Annotated in this window: 24 protein-coding genes and 2 pseudogenes; 18 read left to right on the top strand and 8 right to left on the bottom strand. The window is 65.6% G+C overall.

The annotated features are described in order from the left end of the window. The first annotated feature begins 82 nt into the window (after positions 1 to 82). The 4 genes and pseudogenes from METY_RS15335 (at position 83) to METY_RS15320 (ending at position 3722) form a co-directional block, all read left to right on the top strand. Complete coding sequence (locus METY_RS15335; RefSeq protein WP_103122297.1) at positions 83 to 2146, top strand: ATP-dependent helicase; 2064 nt, start codon at positions 83 to 85, stop codon at positions 2144 to 2146. Positions 2147 to 2423: 277 nt separating this feature from the next. Beyond that, a complete protein-coding gene (locus tag METY_RS15330; protein WP_244593682.1) occupies positions 2424 to 2594 on the top strand; it encodes a hypothetical protein in 171 nt (56 codons plus the stop codon). After that, complete coding sequence (locus METY_RS15325) at positions 2591 to 2773, top strand: hypothetical protein (protein ID WP_103122259.1); 183 nt, start codon at positions 2591 to 2593, stop codon at positions 2771 to 2773. The genes METY_RS15330 and METY_RS15325 overlap by 4 nt, the downstream gene beginning before the upstream one ends. A gap of 65 nt (positions 2774 to 2838) precedes the next feature. Then, positions 2839 to 3722, top strand: a pseudogene (locus tag METY_RS15320) (transglutaminase family protein). Here the strand turns inward: METY_RS15320 and METY_RS15315 are convergent. Next, positions 3641 to 4006, bottom strand: a complete 366-nt coding sequence (locus METY_RS15315) for a hypothetical protein (RefSeq protein WP_146035735.1) — start codon at positions 4004 to 4006, stop codon at positions 3641 to 3643. The pseudogene METY_RS15320 and the gene METY_RS15315 overlap by 82 nt on opposite strands. Positions 4007 to 4208: 202 nt before the next feature. Between METY_RS15315 and METY_RS15310 the strand changes: the two are divergent. The 8 genes and pseudogenes from METY_RS15310 (at position 4209) to METY_RS15280 (ending at position 9553) form a co-directional block, all read left to right on the top strand. After that, positions 4209 to 4422 (top strand): annotated as a pseudogene (locus METY_RS15310) (cold-shock protein). Positions 4423 to 4637: 215 nt separating this feature from the next. Further along, on the top strand, positions 4638 to 4772 hold the full coding sequence (locus METY_RS21625; protein ID WP_255400960.1) for a hypothetical protein: 135 nt from the start codon (positions 4638 to 4640) through the stop codon (positions 4770 to 4772). 11 nt (positions 4773 to 4783) lie between these two features. Continuing rightward, entirely contained in the window at positions 4784 to 5056 is a 273-nt protein-coding gene (locus METY_RS15305) for a hypothetical protein (RefSeq protein ID WP_103122257.1), read from the top strand. A 516-nt stretch (positions 5057 to 5572) separates the two neighbouring features. Beyond that, a complete protein-coding gene (locus tag METY_RS15300) occupies positions 5573 to 5860 on the top strand; it encodes a hypothetical protein (RefSeq protein WP_103122256.1) in 288 nt (95 codons plus the stop codon). A 401-nt stretch (positions 5861 to 6261) separates the two neighbouring features. Continuing rightward, positions 6262 to 6768, top strand: coding sequence for a DUF305 domain-containing protein (locus METY_RS15295; protein ID WP_103122255.1), 507 nt, complete (start codon positions 6262 to 6264; stop codon positions 6766 to 6768). Positions 6769 to 6776: 8 nt separating this feature from the next. Continuing rightward, positions 6777 to 8234 carry a YncE family protein gene (locus tag METY_RS15290; RefSeq protein WP_103122254.1) on the top strand — a complete coding sequence of 486 codons (1458 nt, stop codon included), beginning with the start codon at positions 6777 to 6779 and terminating at the stop codon, positions 8232 to 8234. Positions 8235 to 8258: 24 nt separating this feature from the next. Continuing rightward, a complete protein-coding gene (locus tag METY_RS15285) occupies positions 8259 to 8783 on the top strand; it encodes an RNA polymerase sigma factor (RefSeq protein ID WP_103122253.1) in 525 nt (174 codons plus the stop codon). Then, entirely contained in the window at positions 8780 to 9553 is a 774-nt protein-coding gene (locus METY_RS15280) for an anti-sigma factor family protein (RefSeq protein ID WP_103122252.1), read from the top strand. Before METY_RS15285 ends, METY_RS15280 begins: the two co-directional genes overlap by 4 nt. 463 nt (positions 9554 to 10016) lie before the next feature. Here METY_RS15280 and METY_RS15275 read toward each other — a convergent pair whose 3' ends face one another. Next, a complete protein-coding gene (locus METY_RS15275) occupies positions 10017 to 10769 on the bottom strand; it encodes an SDR family NAD(P)-dependent oxidoreductase (protein ID WP_103122251.1) in 753 nt (250 codons plus the stop codon). A gap of 111 nt (positions 10770 to 10880) precedes the next feature. On the opposite strand from METY_RS15275, the gene METY_RS15270 reads away from it, so the two are divergent. The 4 genes from METY_RS15270 to METY_RS21450 all read left to right on the top strand — a co-directional run bounded on the left by METY_RS15270 (position 10881) and on the right by METY_RS21450 (position 13306). Then, complete coding sequence (locus METY_RS15270) at positions 10881 to 11792, top strand: LysR substrate-binding domain-containing protein (protein ID WP_244593681.1); 912 nt, start codon at positions 10881 to 10883, stop codon at positions 11790 to 11792. A 299-nt stretch (positions 11793 to 12091) separates the two neighbouring features. Beyond that, positions 12092 to 12850 carry an SDR family oxidoreductase gene (locus tag METY_RS15265; protein WP_103122250.1) on the top strand — a complete coding sequence of 253 codons (759 nt, stop codon included), beginning with the start codon at positions 12092 to 12094 and terminating at the stop codon, positions 12848 to 12850. A 14-nt stretch (positions 12851 to 12864) separates the two neighbouring features. Next, complete coding sequence (locus METY_RS21455; protein ID WP_244593680.1) at positions 12865 to 13068, top strand: hypothetical protein; 204 nt, start codon at positions 12865 to 12867, stop codon at positions 13066 to 13068. Between the two features lie 97 nt (positions 13069 to 13165). After that, positions 13166 to 13306: a hypothetical protein gene (locus METY_RS21450; RefSeq protein ID WP_244593679.1), complete on the top strand. Its 141-nt coding sequence runs from the start codon at positions 13166 to 13168 to the stop codon at positions 13304 to 13306. Positions 13307 to 13313: 7 nt separating this feature from the next. On the opposite strand, the gene METY_RS15255 is transcribed toward METY_RS21450, so the two are convergent. Together METY_RS15255 and METY_RS15250 are read right to left on the bottom strand one after the other, a co-directional pair. Beyond that, positions 13314 to 14213 (bottom strand): sigma-70 family RNA polymerase sigma factor, encoded by a 900-nt coding sequence (locus tag METY_RS15255; protein WP_103122249.1) that lies wholly within the window; start codon positions 14211 to 14213, stop codon positions 13314 to 13316. Then, complete coding sequence (locus tag METY_RS15250; protein WP_103122295.1) at positions 14200 to 14595, bottom strand: hypothetical protein; 396 nt, start codon at positions 14593 to 14595, stop codon at positions 14200 to 14202. Before METY_RS15250 ends, METY_RS15255 begins: the two co-directional genes overlap by 14 nt. A gap of 339 nt (positions 14596 to 14934) precedes the next feature. Between METY_RS15250 and METY_RS15245 the strand changes: the two genes are divergently transcribed. Then, positions 14935 to 15852, top strand: coding sequence for an MBL fold metallo-hydrolase (locus tag METY_RS15245; protein WP_103122248.1), 918 nt, complete (start codon positions 14935 to 14937; stop codon positions 15850 to 15852). A 173-nt stretch (positions 15853 to 16025) separates the two neighbouring features. On the opposite strand, the gene METY_RS15240 is transcribed toward METY_RS15245, so the two are convergent. From METY_RS15240 to METY_RS15225, 4 genes are all read right to left on the bottom strand, one after another. Beyond that, the gene (locus tag METY_RS15240; protein ID WP_103122247.1) at positions 16026 to 17006 is read right to left on the bottom strand and encodes a tripartite tricarboxylate transporter substrate binding protein; all 981 of its coding nucleotides are present in this window, start codon (positions 17004 to 17006) and stop codon (positions 16026 to 16028) included. A 50-nt stretch (positions 17007 to 17056) separates the two neighbouring features. Beyond that, positions 17057 to 18421, bottom strand: a complete 1365-nt coding sequence (locus METY_RS15235; RefSeq protein ID WP_103122246.1) for an FAD-dependent oxidoreductase — start codon at positions 18419 to 18421, stop codon at positions 17057 to 17059. A gap of 38 nt (positions 18422 to 18459) precedes the next feature. Then, positions 18460 to 19200: a GntR family transcriptional regulator gene (locus METY_RS15230; RefSeq protein WP_160147363.1), complete on the bottom strand. Its 741-nt coding sequence runs from the start codon at positions 19198 to 19200 to the stop codon at positions 18460 to 18462. Positions 19201 to 19335: 135 nt separating this feature from the next. Next, a complete protein-coding gene (locus tag METY_RS15225; protein WP_103122244.1) occupies positions 19336 to 20172 on the bottom strand; it encodes an alpha/beta fold hydrolase in 837 nt (278 codons plus the stop codon). 124 nt (positions 20173 to 20296) lie between these two features. Here METY_RS15225 and METY_RS15220 point away from each other — a divergent pair, with 124 nt between their 5' ends. Next, positions 20297 to 21310, top strand: a complete 1014-nt coding sequence (locus METY_RS15220) for a GlxA family transcriptional regulator (protein ID WP_103122243.1) — start codon at positions 20297 to 20299, stop codon at positions 21308 to 21310. Positions 21311 to 21456: the final 146 nt, after the last annotated feature.

The following is a 21456-nucleotide window of genomic DNA, read 5'->3' as shown; positions in this document are numbered from 1 at the left end:
AGTGGGACGGGAAGTTCGGAAGCTTGCGAACAAAACGTGATCCATGCTCACTCGTCCTCTGAGGTCGAGGTGATGAATCGTGGTGTCCGCCGCCTATCTGTCGAAGCTTAATCCTGAGCAGCTGCGTGCGGTCGACCATGGCGTGGCCGGTGGCGCCGGTGCGCCGCGGGGGCCTCTCCTGGTCATTGCGGGCGCTGGATCCGGCAAAACCGACACGCTCGCGCATCGTGTCGCGCACCTGATCGTCAACGGCGCGGATCCCCGTCGGGTGCTGCTGCTGACGTTCTCGCGGAGGGCCGCGACGGAGATGATCCGTCGCGCCGAGCGCATCGCCGCCGAAGCCTTCGGCGACCGCCGCGACCTCGTGGACGGCGCGCTTCAGTGGGCCGGCACCTTCCATGGCGTCGGAGCGCGGCTGCTGCGCGACTACGCCGACAGCATCGGCCTCGATCCAAAGTTCACGATCCATGACCGCGAGGACTCGGCCGACCTGATGAATCTCGCCCGGCATGATCTCGGGCTGTCGAAGACGGCGAAGCGTTTCCCCGCCAAGGGCACGTGCCTTGCGATCTACTCCCGCGTCGTGAACGCCGAGACGCTGCTGGAACGCATTTTAGGCGAGGCCTTTCCCTGGTGCGCAGGGTGGAGCGCCGAACTCGGCGAGCTTTTCGCCTGCTACGTCGAGGCGAAGCAGCGCCAGAACGTGCTCGATTACGACGACCTGCTGCTCTACTGGGCGCATATGGCGTCGGAGCCGACGATCGCGGCCGACCTCGGCCAGCGCTTCGACCACGTGCTGGTCGACGAGTACCAGGACACGAACCGGCTGCAGGCCTCGATCCTGCGCGCGATGAAGCCGGACGGGCGCGGCCTGACGGTGGTCGGCGACGACGCCCAGTCGATCTACTCGTTCCGCGCCGCGACCGTCCGCAACATCCTAGACTTTCCCGCAAGTTTCTCGCCGCCCGCCGAGATCGTGACCCTGGCGCGGAACTACCGGTCGACGCAGCCGATCCTCGCCGCCGCGAACGCCGTCATCGAGCTCGCCGCCGAACGCTTCACGAAGAACCTCTGGACCGAGCGGACGTCCGGTTCCAAGCCGCGGCTGGTCAGCGTCCGCGACGAGACCGACCAGGCGCGCTACATCGCCGAGGCGGTGCTCGAGAACCGCGAGGCAGGCGAGGCGCTCAAGCGTCAGGCCGTTCTGTTCCGCGCGTCGCACCACAGCGCGCCCCTCGAACTGGAGCTCGTCCGCCGCAACATCCCGTTTAAGAAATTCGGCGGCCTGAAGTTTCTGGACGCCGCGCATGTGAAGGACGTTCTCGCGCTGCTGCGGTTCGCGGAGAACCCGCGCGACCGCGTGGCGGGATTTCGGATCCTTCAGCTCATGCCCGGCGTCGGGCCGGCGTCGGCCGCGCGCGTGATGGATGCGTTGGCGGCGAGCGCTGCGCCGCTCGAGACCTTAGTCGCGGCGCCGGCGCCGCGGGGGTGCGAGGGCTGGACGGCCTTCGTCGACATGACGACGGAACTCGCCGGCGCAGCCGTGTGGCCGACGGACATCGGCGCCGCGCTCCGCTGGTACGAGCCCCATCTCGAACGCCGCTATGAGGAGGACGCCGCCGCGCGCCATGCGGACCTCCTGCAGCTCGAGCAGATCGCCGCCGGCTACCCCTCGCGCGAGCGGTTCCTGACCGAGCTGACGCTCGATCCGCCCGACGCCACCAGCGCGGAGGCGGACACGCCGTCGCTGGACGAGGACTGTCTCATCCTCTCGACCATCCACTCGGCCAAGGGCCAGGAGTGGACGTCGGTCTTCGTCCTCAACGCGGTCGACGGCTGCATCCCCTCGGATCTGAGCGCGGGCGAGCAGGCGCAGCTCGAAGAGGAGCGTCGGCTGCTCTACGTGGCGATGACCCGCGCCAAGGACAGCCTGCAGCTTCTGCTGCCGCAGCGGTTCTTCGTGCATCAGCAGCGCGCCCACGGCGACCGCCATGTTTATGCGGCCCGCACCCGGTTTATCACCAAGGCGATGCTCGGCTTGTTCGAGGCCGCGTCATGGCCGCTCGCGGGGACTGCGCAGCCGCGCAGCCCGGCGAGCGGCCCGGTCGTCGACGTCCGGGCCCGGATGCGAGCGATGTGGCGTTAGATGGCCACCGATTGAAGGACCACGCAGTCGTGCGCCGTGCTTGCTCCGCTTTGCGCCGATTGCGGGCATCGGCTGCCGAGCCGAACCTGACATTGCCGGTCCGCTTTAAGCGACGAGTTCCGGTCTGCTCGATCGAGCCTAGATCATCGGCTTACTGCCATCCCCCACGAGACAGGAGTCTCCGGCGCTGCTATCCCGGCTTATGGCGACCGAGACAATCCACATCGTGCTGACCTGGAGCGCCGACAAGCGAGGCAAGCTGCGGGCCGAAACTCCAATGAAATTCAAGACAGCCGCGGAGGCGAAGGGCCGCGCCGAGCGATCGGAGGGCCGGTTCGCCGGCGTCGTCGCGCTTAGCCAAGGCTATGACGTCGATACGGAGCAGGCGGACGAAAATCCGGTGGTGCTGTTTCGCGCGGGACGGACGCCGACGGAGTTCGAAGAGTGAAGCCGACGCCCGATCTCGTCGACGTACTTCGCGCAGCGGCCGTCATGACGGACGACCTGACGCCGGACGAGACCGCGCGATTGCTCCAGGACGCCGCCAGAATGATCGAGACGCTGCGAAAGCTCGTCTGCGTCCAGAACGAACTTCTTGCAGACGACCCACGAGCCGGAAACGCCTGAGCCGGACGTCGCATGGCCGATCGACCGCAGGCGTGCGTTCTGCGTCGCAAGCGCAGGAGACCGCATTGGACGAGATCACGATCCTGCACCGGACGACCTATCGCTACCGTAGTCCCGTGCGCCTCAACCCGCACAGGATGGTGGTTCGGCCGCGCGAGAGCCGCGAGCTCAGGCTGCTGTCGATCGACGTCACGATCACGCCCGCGGCGTCGCTGTCCTGGAGCTACGACGTGTTCGGCAATGCCGTGGCGATCGCAAGTTTTGAAAGCGCGACCGATCTCCTGACGATCGAGAGCGTGGCAAAGATCGAGCTCGACGCGCCGGCCTGGCCGATCTTCGACGTCGCGGCGTCGGCGATCCAGTACCGTTTCCCTATTCCGACGATGAGCGGATGGATCTCGGTTCGCTGACGCTCAACCAGTATCTCGATCCGGCGGGTCGGCTCCGCGCCTGGGCACGGGGGTTCGTCTATGGCCAGCCGACCGACACGCTGTCGCTGCTGAAGGACGTCAACGTTGGCGTAGCGGTCGAGGTCGCTTATGAGATCCGTGAAGACGAAGGCGTCCAGTCGCCGCTCGAGACGCTCGACCGGCGCCGCGGCTCGTGCCGCGACTTCGCGACCTTATTCGCCGAGACCACGCGCAGCCTCGGCTTCGGAGCGCGGGTGGTGTCGGGCTATCTCCATGATCCGGGCGTGGGGCGGGTCGGCTCGAACGGGTCTGGCTCGACCCACGCCTGGGCGGAGGTCTATGTGCCGGGCGCAGGCTGGATCACGTTCGATCCAACCAATCGCAGCGTCGGCGGCGCCAATCTGATCCCGGTCGCGGTCGCCCGAGACATCAGGCAAATCATGCCGCTTTCGGGCAGCTATCTTGGCTCACGGGACGCGTTCTCGGACATGGCCGTCGAGGTCTCGACCGTCGCGGCGGTCTCATCTACAGAAGCCTGAGCCTCGCCAGGCTCGCGGCGGCAGACGCCTCGGGTGTGCGTTTCGATCATCGCGAGCGCCTCGTCGAGCGAGGCAAACGGACCGCAGCGCATGCCGGTCATGGTCATGGTCGCCTTGCCGTCCGGCTCGACACTGACCTGTCCGCTGTCGGTGGTCCGGATCACCCCCATCGAACGGCCCAAAAGGTCGGTCAGCAGCCATTCCTTCCGGTCGATGACCGGTTTGACCATTACGTCCACAAGCGCTCCTCGGGTTGATGGGGTGCGGACATGGGCGTCAGCCATCCCATGAATAACCTAAAAATAAAATCCGACGCGTCATTGTAAATGACGCCGTGCACATCATTTTACAATGCCGTTCAAGTGATTTAATATATTGCGTGTTCAAGCAGAAATTTGGAACTCGCCGGATTTTGTTTCATCAGGCAGCGCTGCGGCGTGCGCCTCTTTGTAGACGCGCGCTTCTATCCTGCAAACAGGATCTCCCGTGTCTTATGGAACAGTCAAATGGTTCAACGTCCTGAAGGCCTTCGGGTTCATCGCGCCTGACGAGGGCGGCGTTGCCGCGTTCGTGCGCATCAGCGCGATGGGAGACCGCCGGAATCTCCGATCTTCAGGAGGGCCAGAAGGTGGCCCACGAGATCGTCTCCGACCGAAAGAGCGGCAAGATGACGGCCGACCGGCTGCAAATGCAGACCTGATCGCGACGCCGGCCGCACTGGTCGCTCCGGGCGGCGCGGTGAAGCGCCCTGAAGAGCGAGGTCGACCACGGATGTACTGGCGAACCTCGTTGGCAGTGGCGCGGCAGCATCAGATCCAAAGAGGCGCTTGAGAGCGTCTTCGACCCCGTCGCCTTTCGAAACGACGGGGTTGCCTTTTGGTTTCCGGCCCCGACGGGCCCAACGGAGTACGGCGTATGGCCAAAGCACAGAAGCGCGGAAACAAGGAAGCCAAGAAGCCGAAGAAGATCAAGGCGGCGGAGCCCGCCCCAACATCGGCTCTGAAGATCGGCGCCTCACCGGGCGCCGCGCCGAAGTCCAAGAAGTCCTGACGGCGTTCGACATGTCGCGCCGGACCCAGGAATCCACGGTGACGTTCCTTCGGCCGTTCACGCTGAAGGCCCTCGACAATCCCCAGCCGGCCGGCACGTACCGGCTCGTGGTCGATGAGGATGAGATCCTCGGCGTCTCGATCCTCGCCTATCGCCGCGTCGCTACGATGCTGCAGACGCCGGCGCTCGCCGTCCGCGTCGGCGCGGTTCAGTTCCATCTCGTAGATCCCGCGGATCTGACCGCGGCTCTCGACGCGGACCGCGCGGCCTTGGACGAGCCATGACGATCCTTGCGTCTCCCACCCGTCGCTCCCGAGACCTCGCCATGATGAATTGGGTCATGGCGCGTCTGATCCCGATCTCGGTCGTCGCCGCGGTCGTGGCGCTGCATGACGGGATGGATCAACTCCGCCAGTCATTGAGCTGACGCGCCGTCGTTTCGCCGGCGCACGAATTGGATCGCCCTGCCGACAGGTCGTAGCTGAAAGGGCGGGTCTGCATGAAATTGCGCGCAACATCCTGGCTCGGCTGGCTCCGGCGACTCGTTGGGACGGTGTTGCGCCGTCCATGGGGAATTGCTTGGGGCTGAGCGGCTCGGAAAGCATGCCTAGTCAAGCGCCGTCACCCAGGCCATCGCCGAACGGTCGCCTTTCGTGCGGTCGCTTCGCGCGCGCGCATGAGCTGACGATCACCCTAGTAAAGGACGGATCCTGACGCCCGACCTTCGAGCCGACTTTTCGGCACGGCCTCGTCGCCCCCCCGGCCGCTATTCCGACTTGCGGCGCTGATAGGCTACCTCAATGATCCAGAACGACTTGTCACCGGCGACCCCCAGCGTCGCCACTCTCACGATACCGGCGGACTTCGAGCTTCTCGCCAAGCTCGACGGCTGGATCGCTGCTCACCTTGATCTGATGTCGCGCGAAGAGGCGGCGCGGGCGCTGCTCGCCGCGGCTCTATCAGGGGCTAAAACGACCAAGCACAGGCGGCCTTTATCTGGTCCGGTCGACGCCCCGATGGTCCGGGCTGGTCGTAAAATGAAGGCGGCTGGCGCTCGCGCTGACGCTGCGAAGAGCGGCGATCGCTAACGAGTCGCTTCAGCTGGCCAGTAGGCGGCTCCACGCTACGTCCGCTTTGGCAACTCTGGCCAGAGGTCGGCAAGCCGCCCGGCGCCAGTAGCGGACTGGTGGCTCCGTGCGCCAGGAAAGGACATACTTAACCCGCGAGTCCGGCGACGCGTCAGGTTTCTCAAATCTCCTGGGTTGGACCTTTCTACCGATCAAGCATCCCCATGTTTCCCGAGACAACCACGACGAACATGTCTCTATCGCGCTGACGAAGATCTCCGCCTAAATGGCTGCGGAAGTCGCGTCCGCTGATCGTAGGCGCGTCAGGCAGATGTCGCCGCACGAATTTTTTGGCTGAATGGAATTTCGCGCTCGCCGGCGCGTCTGACCCTCATGACCGCACACGTCATGAGGAGTAAGGCATGATCCGGATCGACGTTTCAGGCGCGCGAGTGCCTAGCCTGCGCGGAATCGGCGGGCTCGTCGTGGTTCTCGCCGTCCTAAGCGCGCCGTCCGTCGCTGCGCTCGCTCAAGATCCGGCGCACGCAGAGGCCGATGCCTCTGGCGCTTCAGCCGGCGCGACGCATCGCCACGGTCCCGAAGGGGCTTTCCTCGCCGAGAACGCCCAGGCGATGGACAAGATGATGGCTGACATGGCGGCGCCGCTCACCGGCGACGTCGACCGCGACTTCGTCGCCATGATGACGTCCCACCATCAGGGCGCGATCGACATGGCGAAGTCGCTGCTGCGCCATGGCGGCAACGAGAGGCTCAAGCGCCTCGCGCAGGAGATCATCGTCACCCAGCAGCAGGAGATCGCGGCGATGCGGATCGCGATCAAAGAGCCGCCTGTCGCCTCAAGTCCATCGCCCGCCGCGCCGCCGCCCGCGGCGGCAATGGCGCACGATCATTCCATGTCCATGAAGTGAGCCTTACGATGCGCCACACCCTTCTCACGCTCTCCGTTCTGGCCGGTTCAAGTCTGTCCGCCCTTTGCCCGGCCCTTGCGGGGCAAGCGCCCGGCGCGGCTGGCGTCGCCGACACGCCGATCAGTCATCGCGATCGCGTTTACGCGGCGGAGCAGTTCTCCAACACCGTTTCGGTGACCGATCCCGCCGACAATAAACTCCTCGGCGTTATTCGCCTGGGTGACCCGCAACCGGGCAATCTCAGCCCGCTCTACCGGGGGGAGGTTCTGGTGCACGGGATGGGATTTTCCCCTGATCACAAGACGCTTGTCGTCGTTTCGATCGGCACGAACTCGGTGACCTTCATCGACACCGCCACCAACGCCGTAAAGGCGACCACCTATGTCGGACGCTCGCCGCACGAGGCGTTTTTCACGCCTGACGGCCGTGAGGTTTGGGCGACGGTGCGCGGCGAGGATTACGTCTCGGTGCTCGACCCTGCGACTTACCAAGAAAAATCGCGCATCAAGGTCGCGCCCGGGCCAGGAATGACGATCTTTTCGCCCGACGGAAAGTACGGCTACGTCTGCTCGTCCTTTACCGCGGAGACGGCCGTCATATCAGTTTCGGACCATGCGATCGTCGGACGGTTGAAGCAGGAATCGCCGTTCTGTCCAAACATCGCCGCGACCCCCGATGGATCGCAGGTGTGGCTGACATTGAAGGACGTCGGGCGCACGATGGTGTTCGACGCGCGCCCCCCGTTCGCCGTGCTGAAGTCGCTAGACACGGGGCCCATCACCAACCACGTCAATTTTGCGAAGACCCGCGAAGGGACCTTCGCCTACGTCACGGTCGGCGGTCTGAACGAGGTCAAAGTGTTCCGGACCGACGACTTTTCGCAGGTCGAGACGATCCCGGTCGGCGCCCTCCCGCATGGGATCTGGCCCTCGGGCGACGGGTCTCGCATGTATGTCGGATTGGAGAACGCGGACGCGATGATCGCAATCGACACTGCGACCCGCGCAGTCGTCGCGCATGTTCCCATCGGCCAAGCGCCCCAGGCGGTTGCTTACGTCCCGAACGCCGTTCCCGAAGGCGACGGCGCTTCAGGTCTCACGCCGCTCGCGGCTGCGGGCAGCGCTGTCCATCTCAAGATGCGCTCGGTCGGGAAGGCCGGCGACGTGGCGTCCACAAGCGTGTCGCTGTTCGAGCAGGGCCTGACGCAGGTTCTACAGGCGGCCGTGACCGGCCTTGAGCCGAAGGCGCCCTACCTGCTCGCGCTCTCCGACAAGGCCGATGGCCACGGAGCCTTGGAGCCGCTCGCGAACTTCATGACGAACCCCGCGGGTTCCGCAATCGTCAACGCCGTCGGGCCGATCCGTCAGATCGTCGCGCCGAACGCGAAGGAGCAACGCCGCTATCTCGTCATTGTGTCGGGCTCGGCGGACAGAATCGGCGCGCCGGTTCAGGCGCAGTTCGAATGAACGGACGTGAGTGATATGTCCGCTATGCAGGACATGATGGCGGCGGTCGAACCGCAGATCCCGGGTTTGAGGCGATATGCGCGCGCCCTGACCCATGATGTCTCCTCCGCAGACGATCTGGTGCAGGATTGCCTCGAACGCGTGGTCTCGCGCTGGAGCCAGCGTCGATCAGACGGCGACGTGAAGTCGTGGCTCTTCGCGATCCTCCACAACCTTGCCGTCAGCCAGTTCCGGCAAGTGAAGCGCCGCGGCGCGCATGTCGCGATCGATGACGCGAACGAGGATGCTTTCGCCCGCGCGCCTTCGCAGGAGGACGGGATGCGTCACCGCGAACTCGTGGCGAGGCTCGACGCCCTTCCCGACGACCAGCGCGACGTGATCCTGCTGGTGACGGTCGAGGGCCTGTCCTACGCGGAAGCGGCCCGCGTGCTCGACATTCCCGTCGGCACCGTGATGTCTCGGCTGTCGCGCGGTCGCGAACGACTTCTACGTTCGATCACCGCCGACGAACCGGCGCACCCCGTCACTTACCTCAGGAGCGTGAAATGACCGCCCGCCCAATCTCGGAGGACGATCTTCAGGCTTATGTGGACGACGCCCTTCCCGACGATCGCCGTAGATACGTCTCAGCCTATCTCGCGGCCAACCCCGACGTCGCCGACCGGGTGCGTCGCCTTTCGGAGCAACGCGACCAGCTTCGCGAGGCCTATGCGCCCGTTCTACGCGAGCCTGTCCCACCGGAGTTGAACCTCGGCAGGATCGTCGCGGCGAGGCGGCAACCCCGCTTCGCCTCATGGCGGTCTGTGGCGGCGGCTGTTGCGCTGCTCGCGCTTGGCGGCGGCGGGGGCTGGATCGGCCGGGGGCTCACCCAGCCCACGGCGACGGGAGTGACGGCCCTCGCGCTGGAGGCGTCCCAAAGCTTCACGACATACGCCTCCGACCACGGTCGCCCGGTCGAACTTCGCGCTGCCGACAGCGCCGAACTGGTGGCGTGGATGTCGAAGAGACTTAACGCCAAGGTGACGGCGCCCGACCTGACAGCCTCGGGCTACCGCTTCATGGGCGGCCGGATCGTTCCCACGGCGCACGGCCCCGCAGGCATGTTCATGTACGACGACGATCGGGGCCAAAGGCTCGTCATGCTGATGCGACCGATGGCGTCGTCGGGGGACGCCCCGATGTCCGAGCACGAAATAGGACGGATCGGCGGGGTCGCCTGGGCTCGGGCCGGCATGGGGTACAGCCTTGTTGGCGACGCTGCGCCGAAGGACATCCACCCCCTTGCCGATGTCATTCGAGATCAGACCCCCAAAATCTAATCTTAATAATTAAGAAGCAGGGGCGTGGAATTTCGATCGATCTGGTGCGTCTCACCAATAGATCAAATAAGATCTATGGAGACTCGAATGACCGCTTTCAACTTTCGGAGCGTTTTCGCCGCCGCCGCCCTCGCGATACTCGCGCCAGGAGCGGCCTCCGCCTGCCCGACGCCGCATCCCGCACCGATGAAGGCGCGGGTCGAGCGCACACACCAGCAGCCTTCGGCACCCGCGCTTGAGGCAGAGCGAGCCCCAGCCGCGATGAACCATGTGACGCGGAGCCTCCTGCCGTTCGGGCCGCAATCGGATGCCTGGATGCATTGGGACGGAAATGAGAACGAGGGCTAGGAGCTAGGTCGCATTGGCGAGCTGGCTCGACATGAGGCAGCGATTGGCGAAGCGATCGCCGAAGGCACGAGCCTCGGCCGACCGCCCGAGATCACGGGCGGTCGGATCGCTTCGCTCAGATCTGCGTGACCCCGCCGTCGACGAAAAGTTCGGCGCCGTTGATGAAGCTGGCATCGTCTGACGCCAAGAACAGTACGGCCTTGGCGATCTCCTCGGGCTTGCCCACTCGGCCGACCGGGATCTGGGTCGCGAGATAGTCCTTGATGCCCTGCGCCTGCTCGCCGCCGCCAAACACGTCAGTGAGCCCGATCGTCTCGGTCGGTCCCGGGCTGACGACGTTCACGCGGATGTGGCGATCCCTGAGGTCGAGGATCCAACTGCGGGCCAGATTGCGCACCGCGGCCTTGCTCGCGCTGTAGACGCTGAATGCGGGCGTGCCAGAGGACCCGGCGTTGGAGCTCATGAGGACGATCGAAGCGCCGTCCTTTAGCAGAGGCAACGCCTTCTGCACCGTGAAGATCGTTCCTTTCACGTTCGTATCGAACGTCTGCAGATATTGCTCCTCTGTGATTGAGCCAAGCGGAAGCATCGTGCCGCCGCCCGCGTTCGCAATGATGACGTCGATCTGGGAGTGCTGCTGCTGAACAGCATCATAGACACGATCGATGTCGGCGAGCTTTGACATGTCGGCGCGCACGCCGGTGACTCGACCGCCGACTTCTCTGACCGCGGCGTCCAGTACATCTTGGCGGCGCCCGGTGATGAACACCGCCGCGCCCTCCGCGACGAACGCCTTGGCGGTGGCAAGGCCAATACCGCTGGTGCCGCCGGTTACGACCACCACCTTGTTGCTGAACCGATTGGTCATTGTACGTCTCCTGAATCCTCGGCGGCGAAGCGCCGCCGCATTGAAGATGCAGACGAGACGAGGTTGTCTGTAGCCAGCATTTCCGGCACGTAGCGTTCCACGAGAGGAACGATGATGCGGGTCGACCTGAATGACTTGGCCTATTTCGCGGAGGTGGTGAGCCACGGCGGCTTCGCCGCGGCAGGCCGCGCGCTTCGCGAGCCCAAGTCGAAGCTCAGCCGGCGCGTCGCTGGGCTGGAAGAGCGGCTCGGGCTACGCCTGATCGAGCGCTCCAGCCGCCGTTTCCAGGTGACCGAGACCGGTCGGGCATTTTACGAGCGGTGCCGCGCGATGCTCGCCGAGGCTGACCGGGCCGAAGCGTTGGTGATGGAGGCGCAGGCCGAACCGCAGGGCCGCATCCGGTTTAGCTGCCCGACCGGCATGATCGCGCCCGTCTCCGACCTGATGACGTCATTTCTCGCGCGGTATCCAAGGGTGCGGCTGCAACTCATCGCCGCGGATCGCGCCGTTGATCTCATTGAAGAGCGGATCGATCTGGCGCTGCGGGTGCGCGTAGACTTGACGACCGACGCGGAGCTCACCGTCCGGTCGCTAGGCCAATCCATCCGCATCCTTGTCGCAAGTCCGCAGTTGGCAAGCCAGGTCGCCTCGGTGGAACAGCTCGCATCCTTGCCGGCGCTGTCGACGGAGGACGACCACGATGTCGCGGACTGGCGCTTGGAGGCGGCAGATGGACGAACACAGACTGTCCGAGTCGAGCCTCGCCTGGGCTGCACGAACATGGATCAACTCCTGAACGCCGCCGCCGCCGGGCTCGGCGTGGCGTTGTTGCCCGACCGCGTCTGCCGCTCCATGCTGGATATCGGGAAGCTGGTTCGTGTGCTTCCGGGCTGGCATGCGCAGGTCGGGATCGTCCACCTTGTTTTCACCACGCGGCGAGGTCTCCCCCCGGCAGTCCGCGCGCTCATCGACCACCTCGCTCGAGAATTCCCCCCCGCGATTGCAGTCACCCAACCGAGCTAGGGAATATCGGAGATCATCAGCCGATGACCTCCGATTTAAAGATGACGTGAAATGATCACGATATTTCAACAACAATTGGCGACGCGCCGAACTGCTGCAAATCTGTATCAGTAGCACCCAGATACGCGGGATCCGTTCGCCGATGAGGTCGGCGACGTGAGGGCCACCCTCCGGGCTAGATCGCGCCTCCGGGAGCAGGGTCGCAACTTTCCCCTCCGCCGGATGTCACATCGCCCATCCCTTCGCTCGTCATGTCTCCGAAAGCGCTCTGGTGGGGCGCGAGAGAGATGGAGCGTCGCATGAAGATCGTCGTTATCGGCGGAACGGGGCTGATCGGCTCGCAAGTCGTTGCGCGGTTGAAGACCGAGGGTCACGAGGCGATTGCGGCCTCCCCCAACACCGGCGTCAACGCGGTGACGGGCGAAGGGCTCGCCGAGGCGTTAAAGGGCGCGACTGTCGTAGTCGACGTCGCCAACTCCCCGTCCTTCGCGGACGACGCCGCGATGGAGTTCTTCGTCCGCGCGGGCCGCAACCTTGCAGCGGCCGAGAAGGCCGCGCGGGTCACGCACCACGTCGCCCTTTCAGTGGTCGGAACTGAACGCCTGCTCGACAGCGGCTACTTCCGGGCCAAGCTCGCGCAGGAAGAGCTGATCGCCTCGTCCGGCATCCCTTGGACGCTTGTGCGCGCCACCCAGTTCTTCGAGTTCGCCGCCACCATCGCAGCCGCCGCGACGGTCGACGGCGTGAGGCGCGCCACGTCACGCGCCATCCAGCCGGTCGCATCGGCCGACGTCGCAGCCCTCGTCGCCGAGCTGGCGCAGGCGGCGCCGTCGAATGGGATGGTGGAGATCGCGGGGCCGGAAAAGATGCCGATCGCCGAACTCGTGAGGAGGTATTTCGAATCTATTGGCGAGCCGAAGGACGTGCTCACGGACGACGCGGTTGGCTACTTCGGCACGATGATCGACGACCGCTCCCTTACCCCCGAGGAGGGCGCGCGCATTTCGCAGAAACGGTTCGGCGACTGGCTCGCAGCCCAGTCGAAGCGCACCTCCTGAGACGGCCTGAGCCGATGGACGCGGGCTATATTTCGGCGCTGGCCGCTCTTGCCGGCTCAGCCATCGGCGCGCTTGCGTCGTTGGACACGACCTGGCTCACCAAGCACGCCCAGGAGCGTGCGACCTTGCTGGTGCAGGACCGCGCGCGCCGTGAAGCGCTCTACGGCGAGTTCATCCAGGAGGCGTCGGACGCGGTTCGGCGACGCCTTTCGGCATGAGCTCGAAGATCCGGCCAAGCTCGTAAGCCTGTACGCCATCGTCAATAAGATCCGGCTGTTCGGCGAGCCCGATACGCTTGCGGAGGCCGAGCGCGTCATGCAGCGCATCGGCGAAACCTATTTTTCTCCGAACAAGGATCTGGCCGCCTTCGCGGACATCCGACACGCAGGCGACCTCGACCCGCTGTGCGACTTCTCAAGCGCCTGCCGGGCGGAACTCGCGATCGCCCGGCGCTGACAGTTCGCTAGTGGGTCGTCCGCCAGGCCGCGTCCCGGCCGAAGCGCTCGATGAGACGCTCCAGCTTGTCGGGGTTGCGCGTGAAGTAGATCCCGACGATCAGGCCGTTCTCGATCTCGAGCGCCACCGTCTGGAATGCGCCGCTTGGCTCGAGGCTGAAGTAGCCCGGCAGGCCGTCGATCCAGAGGTCCTGCAGCTTCCGCGCCCGCTGTATCCACGACTTGCGCGCCACGCCTTCGAACATCCGCGACACGCGCTCGATGCCGATGATGGGACGTGGGAAGGCATGCGCCTTGCCGCCGCCATCCGAGCGCACGACCACCGAGTCCGCAAGCATCGCTCGAAGGGCTGCTACGTCGCCGGACGCCGACGCCTCGAAGAAGGCCTTCGCGATCCTTGCGCCTTCATCCCGGTCGAGAGGGAAGCGCGGTTTGGCGGCCTGCACGTGTTTCCGCGCCCGTGCGGCGAGCTGCCGGACGGCCGGAGCCTCGCGGTCAAGGGTTGTGGCGATCTCGTCAAGCGGCACGCCGAACACGTCATGCAGGATGAACGCCGCGCGCTCAAGCGGGGAAAGCCGCTCCAGCGCCAGCATCAGGGTCAGCGTTATGTCATCGCCGATGTCGTCCTCCGGCGTCGTGGCGATGGGTTCCGGCAGCCAGGTTCCGAAATAGGTCTCACGCTGGACGCGGGCGGACTTCATGACGTCCAGGCAGAGCCGAGTGACCGTCCGTGAAAGGAACGCCCCGGGCGAGGTGACCTCTGCTTGGTTTACCTGCCGCCAGCGGATCCAAGCGTCCTGGACCACGTCCTCCGCTTCGCCGAGCGAGCCGAGCATCCGGTAGGCGAGCCGGACGAGCCGCGGCCGCTCCGCCTCAAACGCGGCTGTCGCCTCGTCAGCGCTCAGCACGGCGCGCCGACCAGACCGTGAGCGTGATCGCGACCAACGCAGGCGTCGTCACCGCCGGAAAGTCTCTCGCCAGCGCGTCGGGCCCGCAGATCCCGGCGGCGACCTCCCAGAAGTGAAACAGCGCGTGGCCGGAGAGCCAGACCGCGCCGGCGCCCCAAAGCAGGGTGCGGACCTCGCGCCGTGCCGCGCCTAGGGCGAATGCGGAGCCGAGAAACACAAAGATCAGCCCGATGTCGCGGAGGAAGTGCTGGTTGAACGGGCCCGTCGTGGTGACGCCCGGTATCGCAAAGTACCACGCTTGCGGATCCGCGAGCATGTACATGCCGTTCACCGCAAGGCCCGCGCCAAACACGATGGCGAAGGTCGGAATCGCCTTGGTCATGAAGATGTCCCCAAACGGAATGTTCGGGGCTGTGACGAGCAGGCGTCGCCGCATGTGACATCGAGCCGGAGAAATAGGCTCGAACGCCCCGTTCACGGCGAAGGCGGGCACGACCGAAGCCTTCAAGACGCCATCCCCGGATAGTCGCGACGGCTCGAGAAGGCGATTTACCTCCAGCGTGTCACATCGCAGCTGGGCGGCTCGTCTTCCTTTCGCGACGCCCGTACTCCGGCGTCGAGCGACCGGAGGCGAAATCCGCGGCGCCGCGCTGGAGAACGCTCAGCCGTAAGTCGCCGCTTCGCATCCGGCAACACGATCAAATCTCGGAAGGAAGCTGGAATGGACATCGGGACACACGTCCGGGCTCCTCTTGCGAAGCCTAATGAACTGGTGCCGTCACGCTATGCCGTACGCGTCGGCGAAATTGAGGTGCTGGTGATCAGCGACGGGGTTCTACCGCTCCCCACAGTGATGCTGGGGCACAACGCCGCCCCGGCCGACCGCGCCGCCTGGCTGGATGAGATGTTCCTACCGCGGGAGGCGTTCGACTGGTCGCTGAACGTGGTCGTGGTCCACAGCGGCGAGCAGACGATCCTCATCGACGCGGGCCTCGGCTTCGACCCCGACCTCAATCTGCCGCGCGCTGGGCAATTGATCATGCGACTGGAGGCTGCCGGCATCAATCTCGCGTCGGTCACCGACGTGGTGCTGACTCACATGCACATGGATCACGTCGGCGGCCTTCTCGTGGACGGGGTGAAGGAAGCGCTGCGTCCGGACCTGCGGATCCACGTCGCGGCCGCCGAGCTCGCGTTCTGGGAAGCGCCGGACTTTTCCCTCACGTCCATGCCGCAAGGATTCCCGGACGCGCTGAGGTCCGCCGCAAAGCGCTTCGCCACCGCATACCGCGACCAGCTGCGGACGTTCGAGAACGAGCATGAAGTGGCGCCCGGGGTTGTTGTCCAGCGCACCGGCGGCCACACCCCCGGGCACAGCATCGTGCGCGTCGCATCCGGCGGCGACCGATTGACCTTCGCCGGCGACGCCGTCTTCACCGTGGGGTTCGATCATCCCGATTGGCACAACGGCTTCGAGCACGATCCGGAGGAGGCCGCTCGCGTCAGGGTGAAACTTCTGCAAGAGCTTGCGGCGACCGGCGAACAGCTGGTCGCGACCCACCTGCCGTTTCCGTCCGTCGGCCGGGTCGCGGCCGAGGGCGAGACGTTCCGCTGGGTGCCGGCGTTCTGGGATTATTGATCTCGAGACGGGCGAGACATCGGAGCTGGGACGCGCTTCACCCTGGTGCGTGCGCGTCCCAAGTTTTCAGGCCGTGTCTGACTTTTCGCTCTGAGAGCGGATTTTGCCGTCCTCAGATCGAGACCCAACGGCATTAGCGACCGGGGAGCGTCCTTCGCCCCGTCCACGGCCCTTCATTCAATTTGGATCCGGCTTTCCTTCGCCACCGTCTCCCACCGGCTGTAGTCAGCCTCGAGCAGCTTTTCGAACGCCGCGCCGGTTTTCGCCGTCACGACCGCGCCATCCTTGGTGAAGAGGTCGGAGACCTTCGGCTGGCGCATGGCGTCGCCAGACACGGTCGCAATGCGGTCAACGATAGGCTGCGGGGTGCCAGCCCGCACCATGATGCCGAACCATGCCCCGACATCGAAGTCGGGATAGCCGGACTCGGCCATCGTAGGAACGTTCGGCAGGATGGACGAACGCTGTTTGGAGCTCACCGCGAGCGGCCGCAGCTTGCCGGCGCGTATGTTCGCGATGCAGGCGACGATGTTGTCGAACATCATATCGACCCGACCGGTTGTGAGATCGAGCTGCGCCGGCCCGCTGCCGCGATAGGGCACATGGACAATGTCGATCCCCGCGGTCAACTTAAGGAACTCGCTCGCCATCTGGTGCGTGGTGCCTGGCCCGGAAGACGCGAAGGTGATGCCGCCAGGTTTTTCTTTTGCGAGGGCGACAAGCTCCTGGACGGAGTTCGCCTTGACCTCCGGATGCACCACGAGCACCAGAGGCATCGTCGTAAGCTCGATGACGGGGATGAAGTCCTTGCGTGGATCGAAAGTGAGCTTCTTCATGGTGACCGCAGTGATCGTGTGAGCGGCGGTCGCCATCAGCAGCGTATACCCGTCGGCGGGGGCAGCGGCGACCGATCCCGTGCCGATGGCGCCCCCAGCCCCAGGCTTGTTCTCGACGACGATGGACTGACCAAGCATGTCGCCCATTGGCGCGCCAAGGGCGCGCGATAGGATGTCGGACGCGCTTCCCGGGGGGAACGGCACGGTGATCTGGACCGGCTTGGCGGGCCAATCCGGCCCGCCGGCATACGCCTTGTTTAGAAGCGCTGGCGCCGCAAGCGCGCCGGCGCCGAGGGCGAGAAACTCCCTACGCCGCATGTCAAACCTCCCATTGCACAGCTTTTGTTTTTGATTTTTGAGTTCGGTCGTCAGGCTGTTCGCCGCTCGCGGGGCTCCTCGCTCCCGCCGAGAAAGGCTCCGTCCGCGACGAGTTGCTTCTGCAGGTCCGCAACGTCGAGATGAGCGACTGGAGCGTTGCCGCGCGCTGCGAGCGCGGCAGCCGTTCCGGCGGCTTGGCCGGTCACTATGCAGGGCGCCATGTTGCGCGTCGCGCCATGGGCGAAGTGAGTAGCCGACAGGCAGCGGCCAGCGACGATCAGGTTGTCGATCCCCTGCGGCAACAGCGAGCGGTAAGGCACGTCGAACGCGCCATCGCCGCCGACGTCCACGAAATAGGCCTGACCGGTGTCCGGATGGTGGATGTCCACCGGGAAGCAAATCTGCCCGACCGTGTCGTCAAACTTCCGGCCCTCAAGCACGTCCTCTTTCGTGATCTCGTAGCGCCCGAGGATGTTGCGGCTCTCACGAACGCCCGCGACCACCTGCGGAGCGAAATAGCCTCGCTCAAACCCCGGAACGTGCTTCACGAGGAAGTTGCCGGCCTTCACGCATTGCCGCGTGAGATCCTGGAAGGCGCGCGACATCGCAACCGGATCGGTGCCGTCGACCCCGAAGACCGCCGAGGTGTTGACGTTGATGCGGTCCGGCCAGACCGTGTTGAAAAACACCTTGTGGTCGCGATTGGGGAAGATCTTTTCGTCTGCAATGACATCGTTCCACGCGCTGAACGTGCCGTTGAAATAGACGGGGATGGGCTCGCTTTCGCCGGCCTTGTCGGCCATCGCGGGCCCGACCTCGCCGAGCGTCTTCGCGATCAGGCGGGTGTCGACGCGGTGGAAGTGCATCAGCATGGAGACCGGCTGCATCTTCCCGGTGCCTTCCTCACCCTTTCGGGTCGGAGCCCCCGCGAGCGCCGCGATGTCGGCGTCTCCACTGGTGTCGATGTAGGAATCCGCGACGACGCGGCGCAGGCCGCCCTTCATCGCGACATTCAGCGCATCGATCGCGTCGCCGTCCCGCTCGACGCCCACGACGCTCGCGCCATAGATCACCTGGCAGCCGGCCTCGGCCAGCATCTCACTCGCAAGAATGCGGAACCAGTCTCCGTCGACTGGGGTCACCGCGCTGACGAAGCCGTCATAGGGGATATGGCCGACCGCAGCGCCAATGGCCTTCAGGCGGTCGACCATTTCTTGCGCCAGGCCGAAGACGGTCTGACGGCGGTCACGCGTCAGGAAGCTGTGGAGGCAGAGGCCGGTGGTCGCGTTGCCGCCCACGAACGGACGCGGCTCCAAAACGACGACACTGGCGCCGGCCCGCGCAGCGGCGATGCCGGCCGCCACGCCGGTGACGCCGCCGCCAACCACCACCACGTCGAAAGTCATCTCGTCCATGTCACGCGTCTCCCCTGCGCAGTCTTTGTCTCGCGCGCTCAGCGCGCTTGTTCGGTGTCCAGGCCGTCGAGATTGGCGAGCTGCCGCAGCGCCTCGCCGTCGTCCTGCGCCGGATCGATCTGAAGAACGGCGTCGGTGATGCGGCGGCCGGCGCGGGCGATGTGGGCGCGCATCAGCGCCTCGGCCTTCTCGCCGTCGCGGGCGTCCAGCAGGTCGATGAGGCGGCCGTGCTCGTCGATCGACGCGGCGCGATGGCCGGGCGCCAAGAGCGACAGCCTTCGGTAGGTCGCGACCAGCGGATCGAGCGCCATCAAAGTGTTCTCGGCCCTGACGCTCCCCGCCACGGCTGCGATCACCGAATGGAACTCGCCGTTGAGAGCCACCAGCGAGACGATGTCGTCCCGGCCGTTTGCCTCGAGCGTCCTCGTATGGATTTTACGCAGCGCGGAAATCTCGTTGGGGGAGATGCGGGCGCAGGCGGCGCGGATCATCGCGCCTTCAATAGCGGCACGTAGGAAGTAAACCTCCGCCACGTCCTGCGGCTTGGGCCGGAACACCCGGAGACCCCGGGGCGTGCTCTCCACAAGACCGTTCGCGACCAGCCGCTTCACGGCCTCGCGCACCGGCGTTCGGCTGATCTCGAGTTCCTCCGCAAGCTTGACCTCGGAGATCATGTCGCCGCCGCGCAGGCGTCCGGAGACGACCATCTCGCGGATGGTTTCATAGGCCTGCTGGTAGCGGGTCGGGGGTGCGTCGGGGCGGCTTGAATTCTTCTGCATGGTTATCTGTATGCAGATCTCCATGCAGAAGGTCAATGTCGGTGGTGGGGAAGCTTGAAGGCTCCGAGCTCGCCACGGCGCTTAGATCGGGCCGAGAGGGCGCGCCGGTTCCGACGCGCCCTTTTCGTTTCGGTATCAGCCCTGCACGAAGGCCAGCAGATCGGCGTTCAGAACGTCGGCGTTCACGGTGAGCATGCCGTGGCCGAAGCCGGGATAGGTCTTCAGCGTCCCGTTCTTCAGCAGCTTGATCGATTGGTGCGCGGACGCGCCGATCGGCACGATCTGGTCGTCCTCGCCGTGGAGAACCAGCGTCGGGACCGAGATGGCCTTCAGGTCCTGGGTCTGGTCGGTCTCGGAGAAGGCTTTGATGCCGTCGTAATGCGCCTTGGCTGAGCCCATCATGCCCTGCCGCCACCAGTTCTGGATCACGCCCTGATCGACCTTCGCGCCCTCGCGGTTGTAGCCGTAGAAGGGGCCCGAGGGCACGTCGAGGAAGAACTGCGCCCGGTTGGCGGCGAGCGCCGCCCGAAAGCCGTCGAACACTTCGATCGGCAGACCGCCGGGATTGTTCTCGGTCTTCACCATCAGCGGCGGCACGGCCGAGACCAGCACGGCCCTGGCCACGCGGCCGTTCGGTTCGCCGTGCCGCGCCACGTAGCGGGCGACCTCGCCGCCGCCGGTCGAGTGGCCGATATGGACGGCGTTCCTCAGGTCGAGGTGGTCGGAGACCGCGGCAACGTCGGCTGCGTAATGGTCCATGTCGTGGCCGGTCCCGGTCTCGCTGGAACGGCCATGGCCGCGGCGGTCGTGGGCCACGACGCGATAGCCCTTCTGAAGGAAAAACAGGACCTGCGCGTCCCAGTCGTCGGACGACAGTGGCCAGCCGTGGTGGAACACGATCGGCTGCGCGTCCCTCGGGCCGAGGTCCTTGAAGAAGATGTCGACGCCGTCTGAGGTGGTGACGTAGGCCATGATGCTCTCCTGTCGCTGGGCCGGGGCCGTTCGCCGCCGGTTCGTTTCGATGTGAGGAGAGATAGCCGGCGCTCAGTGGCTTTCGGATTGGCGCGATCGACAGAATTCGGGCCATAACTGACATATGACCCCGCCCCCTCCCTTGGCCGAAATCGCCGTCCTGATCTATCCCGGCGCCCAGCTCGGCGCAGCCCACGGCCTGACCGACCTGTTCTCCGTCGCCAACATGACGACGCGGCGACGTCTCGGCGACGGCGCCCCGCGCCTGCGCTACAGCCACTGGCGCGCGAGCGCGGACGGCGGGCAGGTTGATCGCGTCCTGGACAGCGATCCTGGTCTTCCCGGTGAACCCGACTTCGTTATCCTGCCTCCGGCTGTGGTCGCGCCCATTACGGCGGAGGACGCGGCCCCGCTCGCGGCTTGGCTTCGTCAAAGACATGACGGCGGCGCCACCCTCGCCTCGGTGTGCGCCGGCGCCTTTCTGCTGGGCGAGACGGGGCTGCTCGAAAACCGCGCCGCCACCACCCACTGGTTCTACGCCGAGGACTTCGCCGAGCGGTTTCCAGGCGCCCGGATGGACATCGACAAGCTGGTCATTGACGACGGCGACCTGATCACGGCCGGCGGGATCATGGCCTGGACGGATCTCGGCCTGAAGCTCGTCGACCGCCTGCTCGGCCCGACCGCGATGCTGGACGCCGCGCGCTTCCTGCTGGTCGATCCGCCCGGCCGCGAGCAGCGCCACTACAGCGTCTTCTCGCCGAAGCTGCGCCACGGCGACGAGGCGGTGCTCAAGGTCCAGCACTGGCTGCAGGCGAGCGGCGCGCGCGACGCCACGCTCGCCGCCATGGCCAAGACGGCCGGCCTTGAGCCGCGAACCTTCCTGCGCCGCTTCCACAAGGCCACGGGGCTGAAGCCCACGGAGTACTGCCAGCACCTGCGTGTCGGAAAGGCCCGAGAGGCGCTCGAAGCGACGACGCGCACCGTCGAGCAAATCGCCTGGGATGTCGGGTATGAGGATCCAGGCGCGTTCCGAAAGGTCTTCTTCAAGGTCACGGGGCTCGGGCCCAGAGAATACCGCCAGCGCTTCGGCGTCGGCGTGGCGCGCGGCACAACTGGGCCTGCGGACACGCTCTGATTGAGAGCGCATCTATTGCAGGTGGCGCGAAATCACCTCGGCCGACAACGAGCAACTGCGAAGCGCCAGTAGCTGACCTCCAGTCTCCTCACAAGACCGACGTCCCTCTCCTTACGAGGGTGACCGCACGCAACGTCGAGGCTTTG

It is taken from the genome of Methylopila sp. Yamaguchi (assembly GCF_002897035.1).
In the GTDB taxonomy this organism is placed as follows: domain Bacteria; phylum Pseudomonadota; class Alphaproteobacteria; order Rhizobiales; family Methylopilaceae; genus Methylopila.
The sequence above is the reverse complement of the archived record's forward strand: the minus strand, read 5'-3'. Positions and strand labels throughout refer to the sequence as shown.

What these genes read in the sequence shown, in the direction of transcription:
- METY_RS15225 (WP_103122244.1), bottom strand. Translation starts at nt 20,172, where the DNA reads ATGGCCTACGTCACCACCTCAGACGGCGTCGACATCTTCTTCAAGGAC.
- METY_RS15235 (WP_103122246.1), bottom strand. Translation starts at nt 18,421, where the DNA reads ATGGACGAGATGACTTTCGACGTGGTGGTGGTTGGCGGCGGCGTCACC.
- METY_RS15230 (WP_160147363.1), bottom strand. Translation starts at nt 19,200, where the DNA reads ATGCAGAAGAATTCAAGCCGCCCCGACGCACCCCCGACCCGCTACCAG.
- METY_RS15240 (WP_103122247.1), bottom strand. Translation starts at nt 17,006, where the DNA reads ATGCGGCGTAGGGAGTTTCTCGCCCTCGGCGCCGGCGCGCTTGCGGCG.
- METY_RS15315 (WP_146035735.1), bottom strand. Translation starts at nt 4,006, where the DNA reads ATGGCTGACGCCCATGTCCGCACCCCATCAACCCGAGGAGCGCTTGTG.
- METY_RS15300 (WP_103122256.1), top strand. Translation starts at nt 5,573, where the DNA reads ATGATCCAGAACGACTTGTCACCGGCGACCCCCAGCGTCGCCACTCTC.
- METY_RS15330 (WP_244593682.1), top strand. Translation starts at nt 2,424, where the DNA reads ATGAAATTCAAGACAGCCGCGGAGGCGAAGGGCCGCGCCGAGCGATCG.
- METY_RS21455 (WP_244593680.1), top strand. Translation starts at nt 12,865, where the DNA reads ATGGACGCGGGCTATATTTCGGCGCTGGCCGCTCTTGCCGGCTCAGCC.
- METY_RS15220 (WP_103122243.1), top strand. Translation starts at nt 20,297, where the DNA reads ATGACCCCGCCCCCTCCCTTGGCCGAAATCGCCGTCCTGATCTATCCC.
- METY_RS15250 (WP_103122295.1), bottom strand. Translation starts at nt 14,595, where the DNA reads ATGACCAAGGCGATTCCGACCTTCGCCATCGTGTTTGGCGCGGGCCTT.
- METY_RS15305 (WP_103122257.1), top strand. Translation starts at nt 4,784, where the DNA reads ATGTCGCGCCGGACCCAGGAATCCACGGTGACGTTCCTTCGGCCGTTC.
- METY_RS15280 (WP_103122252.1), top strand. Translation starts at nt 8,780, where the DNA reads ATGACCGCCCGCCCAATCTCGGAGGACGATCTTCAGGCTTATGTGGAC.
- METY_RS15275 (WP_103122251.1), bottom strand. Translation starts at nt 10,769, where the DNA reads ATGACCAATCGGTTCAGCAACAAGGTGGTGGTCGTAACCGGCGGCACC.
- METY_RS21625 (WP_255400960.1), top strand. Translation starts at nt 4,638, where the DNA reads ATGGCCAAAGCACAGAAGCGCGGAAACAAGGAAGCCAAGAAGCCGAAG.
- METY_RS15295 (WP_103122255.1), top strand. Translation starts at nt 6,262, where the DNA reads ATGATCCGGATCGACGTTTCAGGCGCGCGAGTGCCTAGCCTGCGCGGA.
- METY_RS15265 (WP_103122250.1), top strand. Translation starts at nt 12,092, where the DNA reads ATGAAGATCGTCGTTATCGGCGGAACGGGGCTGATCGGCTCGCAAGTC.
- METY_RS15285 (WP_103122253.1), top strand. Translation starts at nt 8,259, where the DNA reads ATGCAGGACATGATGGCGGCGGTCGAACCGCAGATCCCGGGTTTGAGG.
- METY_RS15290 (WP_103122254.1), top strand. Translation starts at nt 6,777, where the DNA reads ATGCGCCACACCCTTCTCACGCTCTCCGTTCTGGCCGGTTCAAGTCTG.
- METY_RS15245 (WP_103122248.1), top strand. Translation starts at nt 14,935, where the DNA reads ATGGACATCGGGACACACGTCCGGGCTCCTCTTGCGAAGCCTAATGAA.
- METY_RS21450 (WP_244593679.1), top strand. Translation starts at nt 13,166, where the DNA reads ATGCAGCGCATCGGCGAAACCTATTTTTCTCCGAACAAGGATCTGGCC.
- METY_RS15270 (WP_244593681.1), top strand. Translation starts at nt 10,881, where the DNA reads ATGATGCGGGTCGACCTGAATGACTTGGCCTATTTCGCGGAGGTGGTG.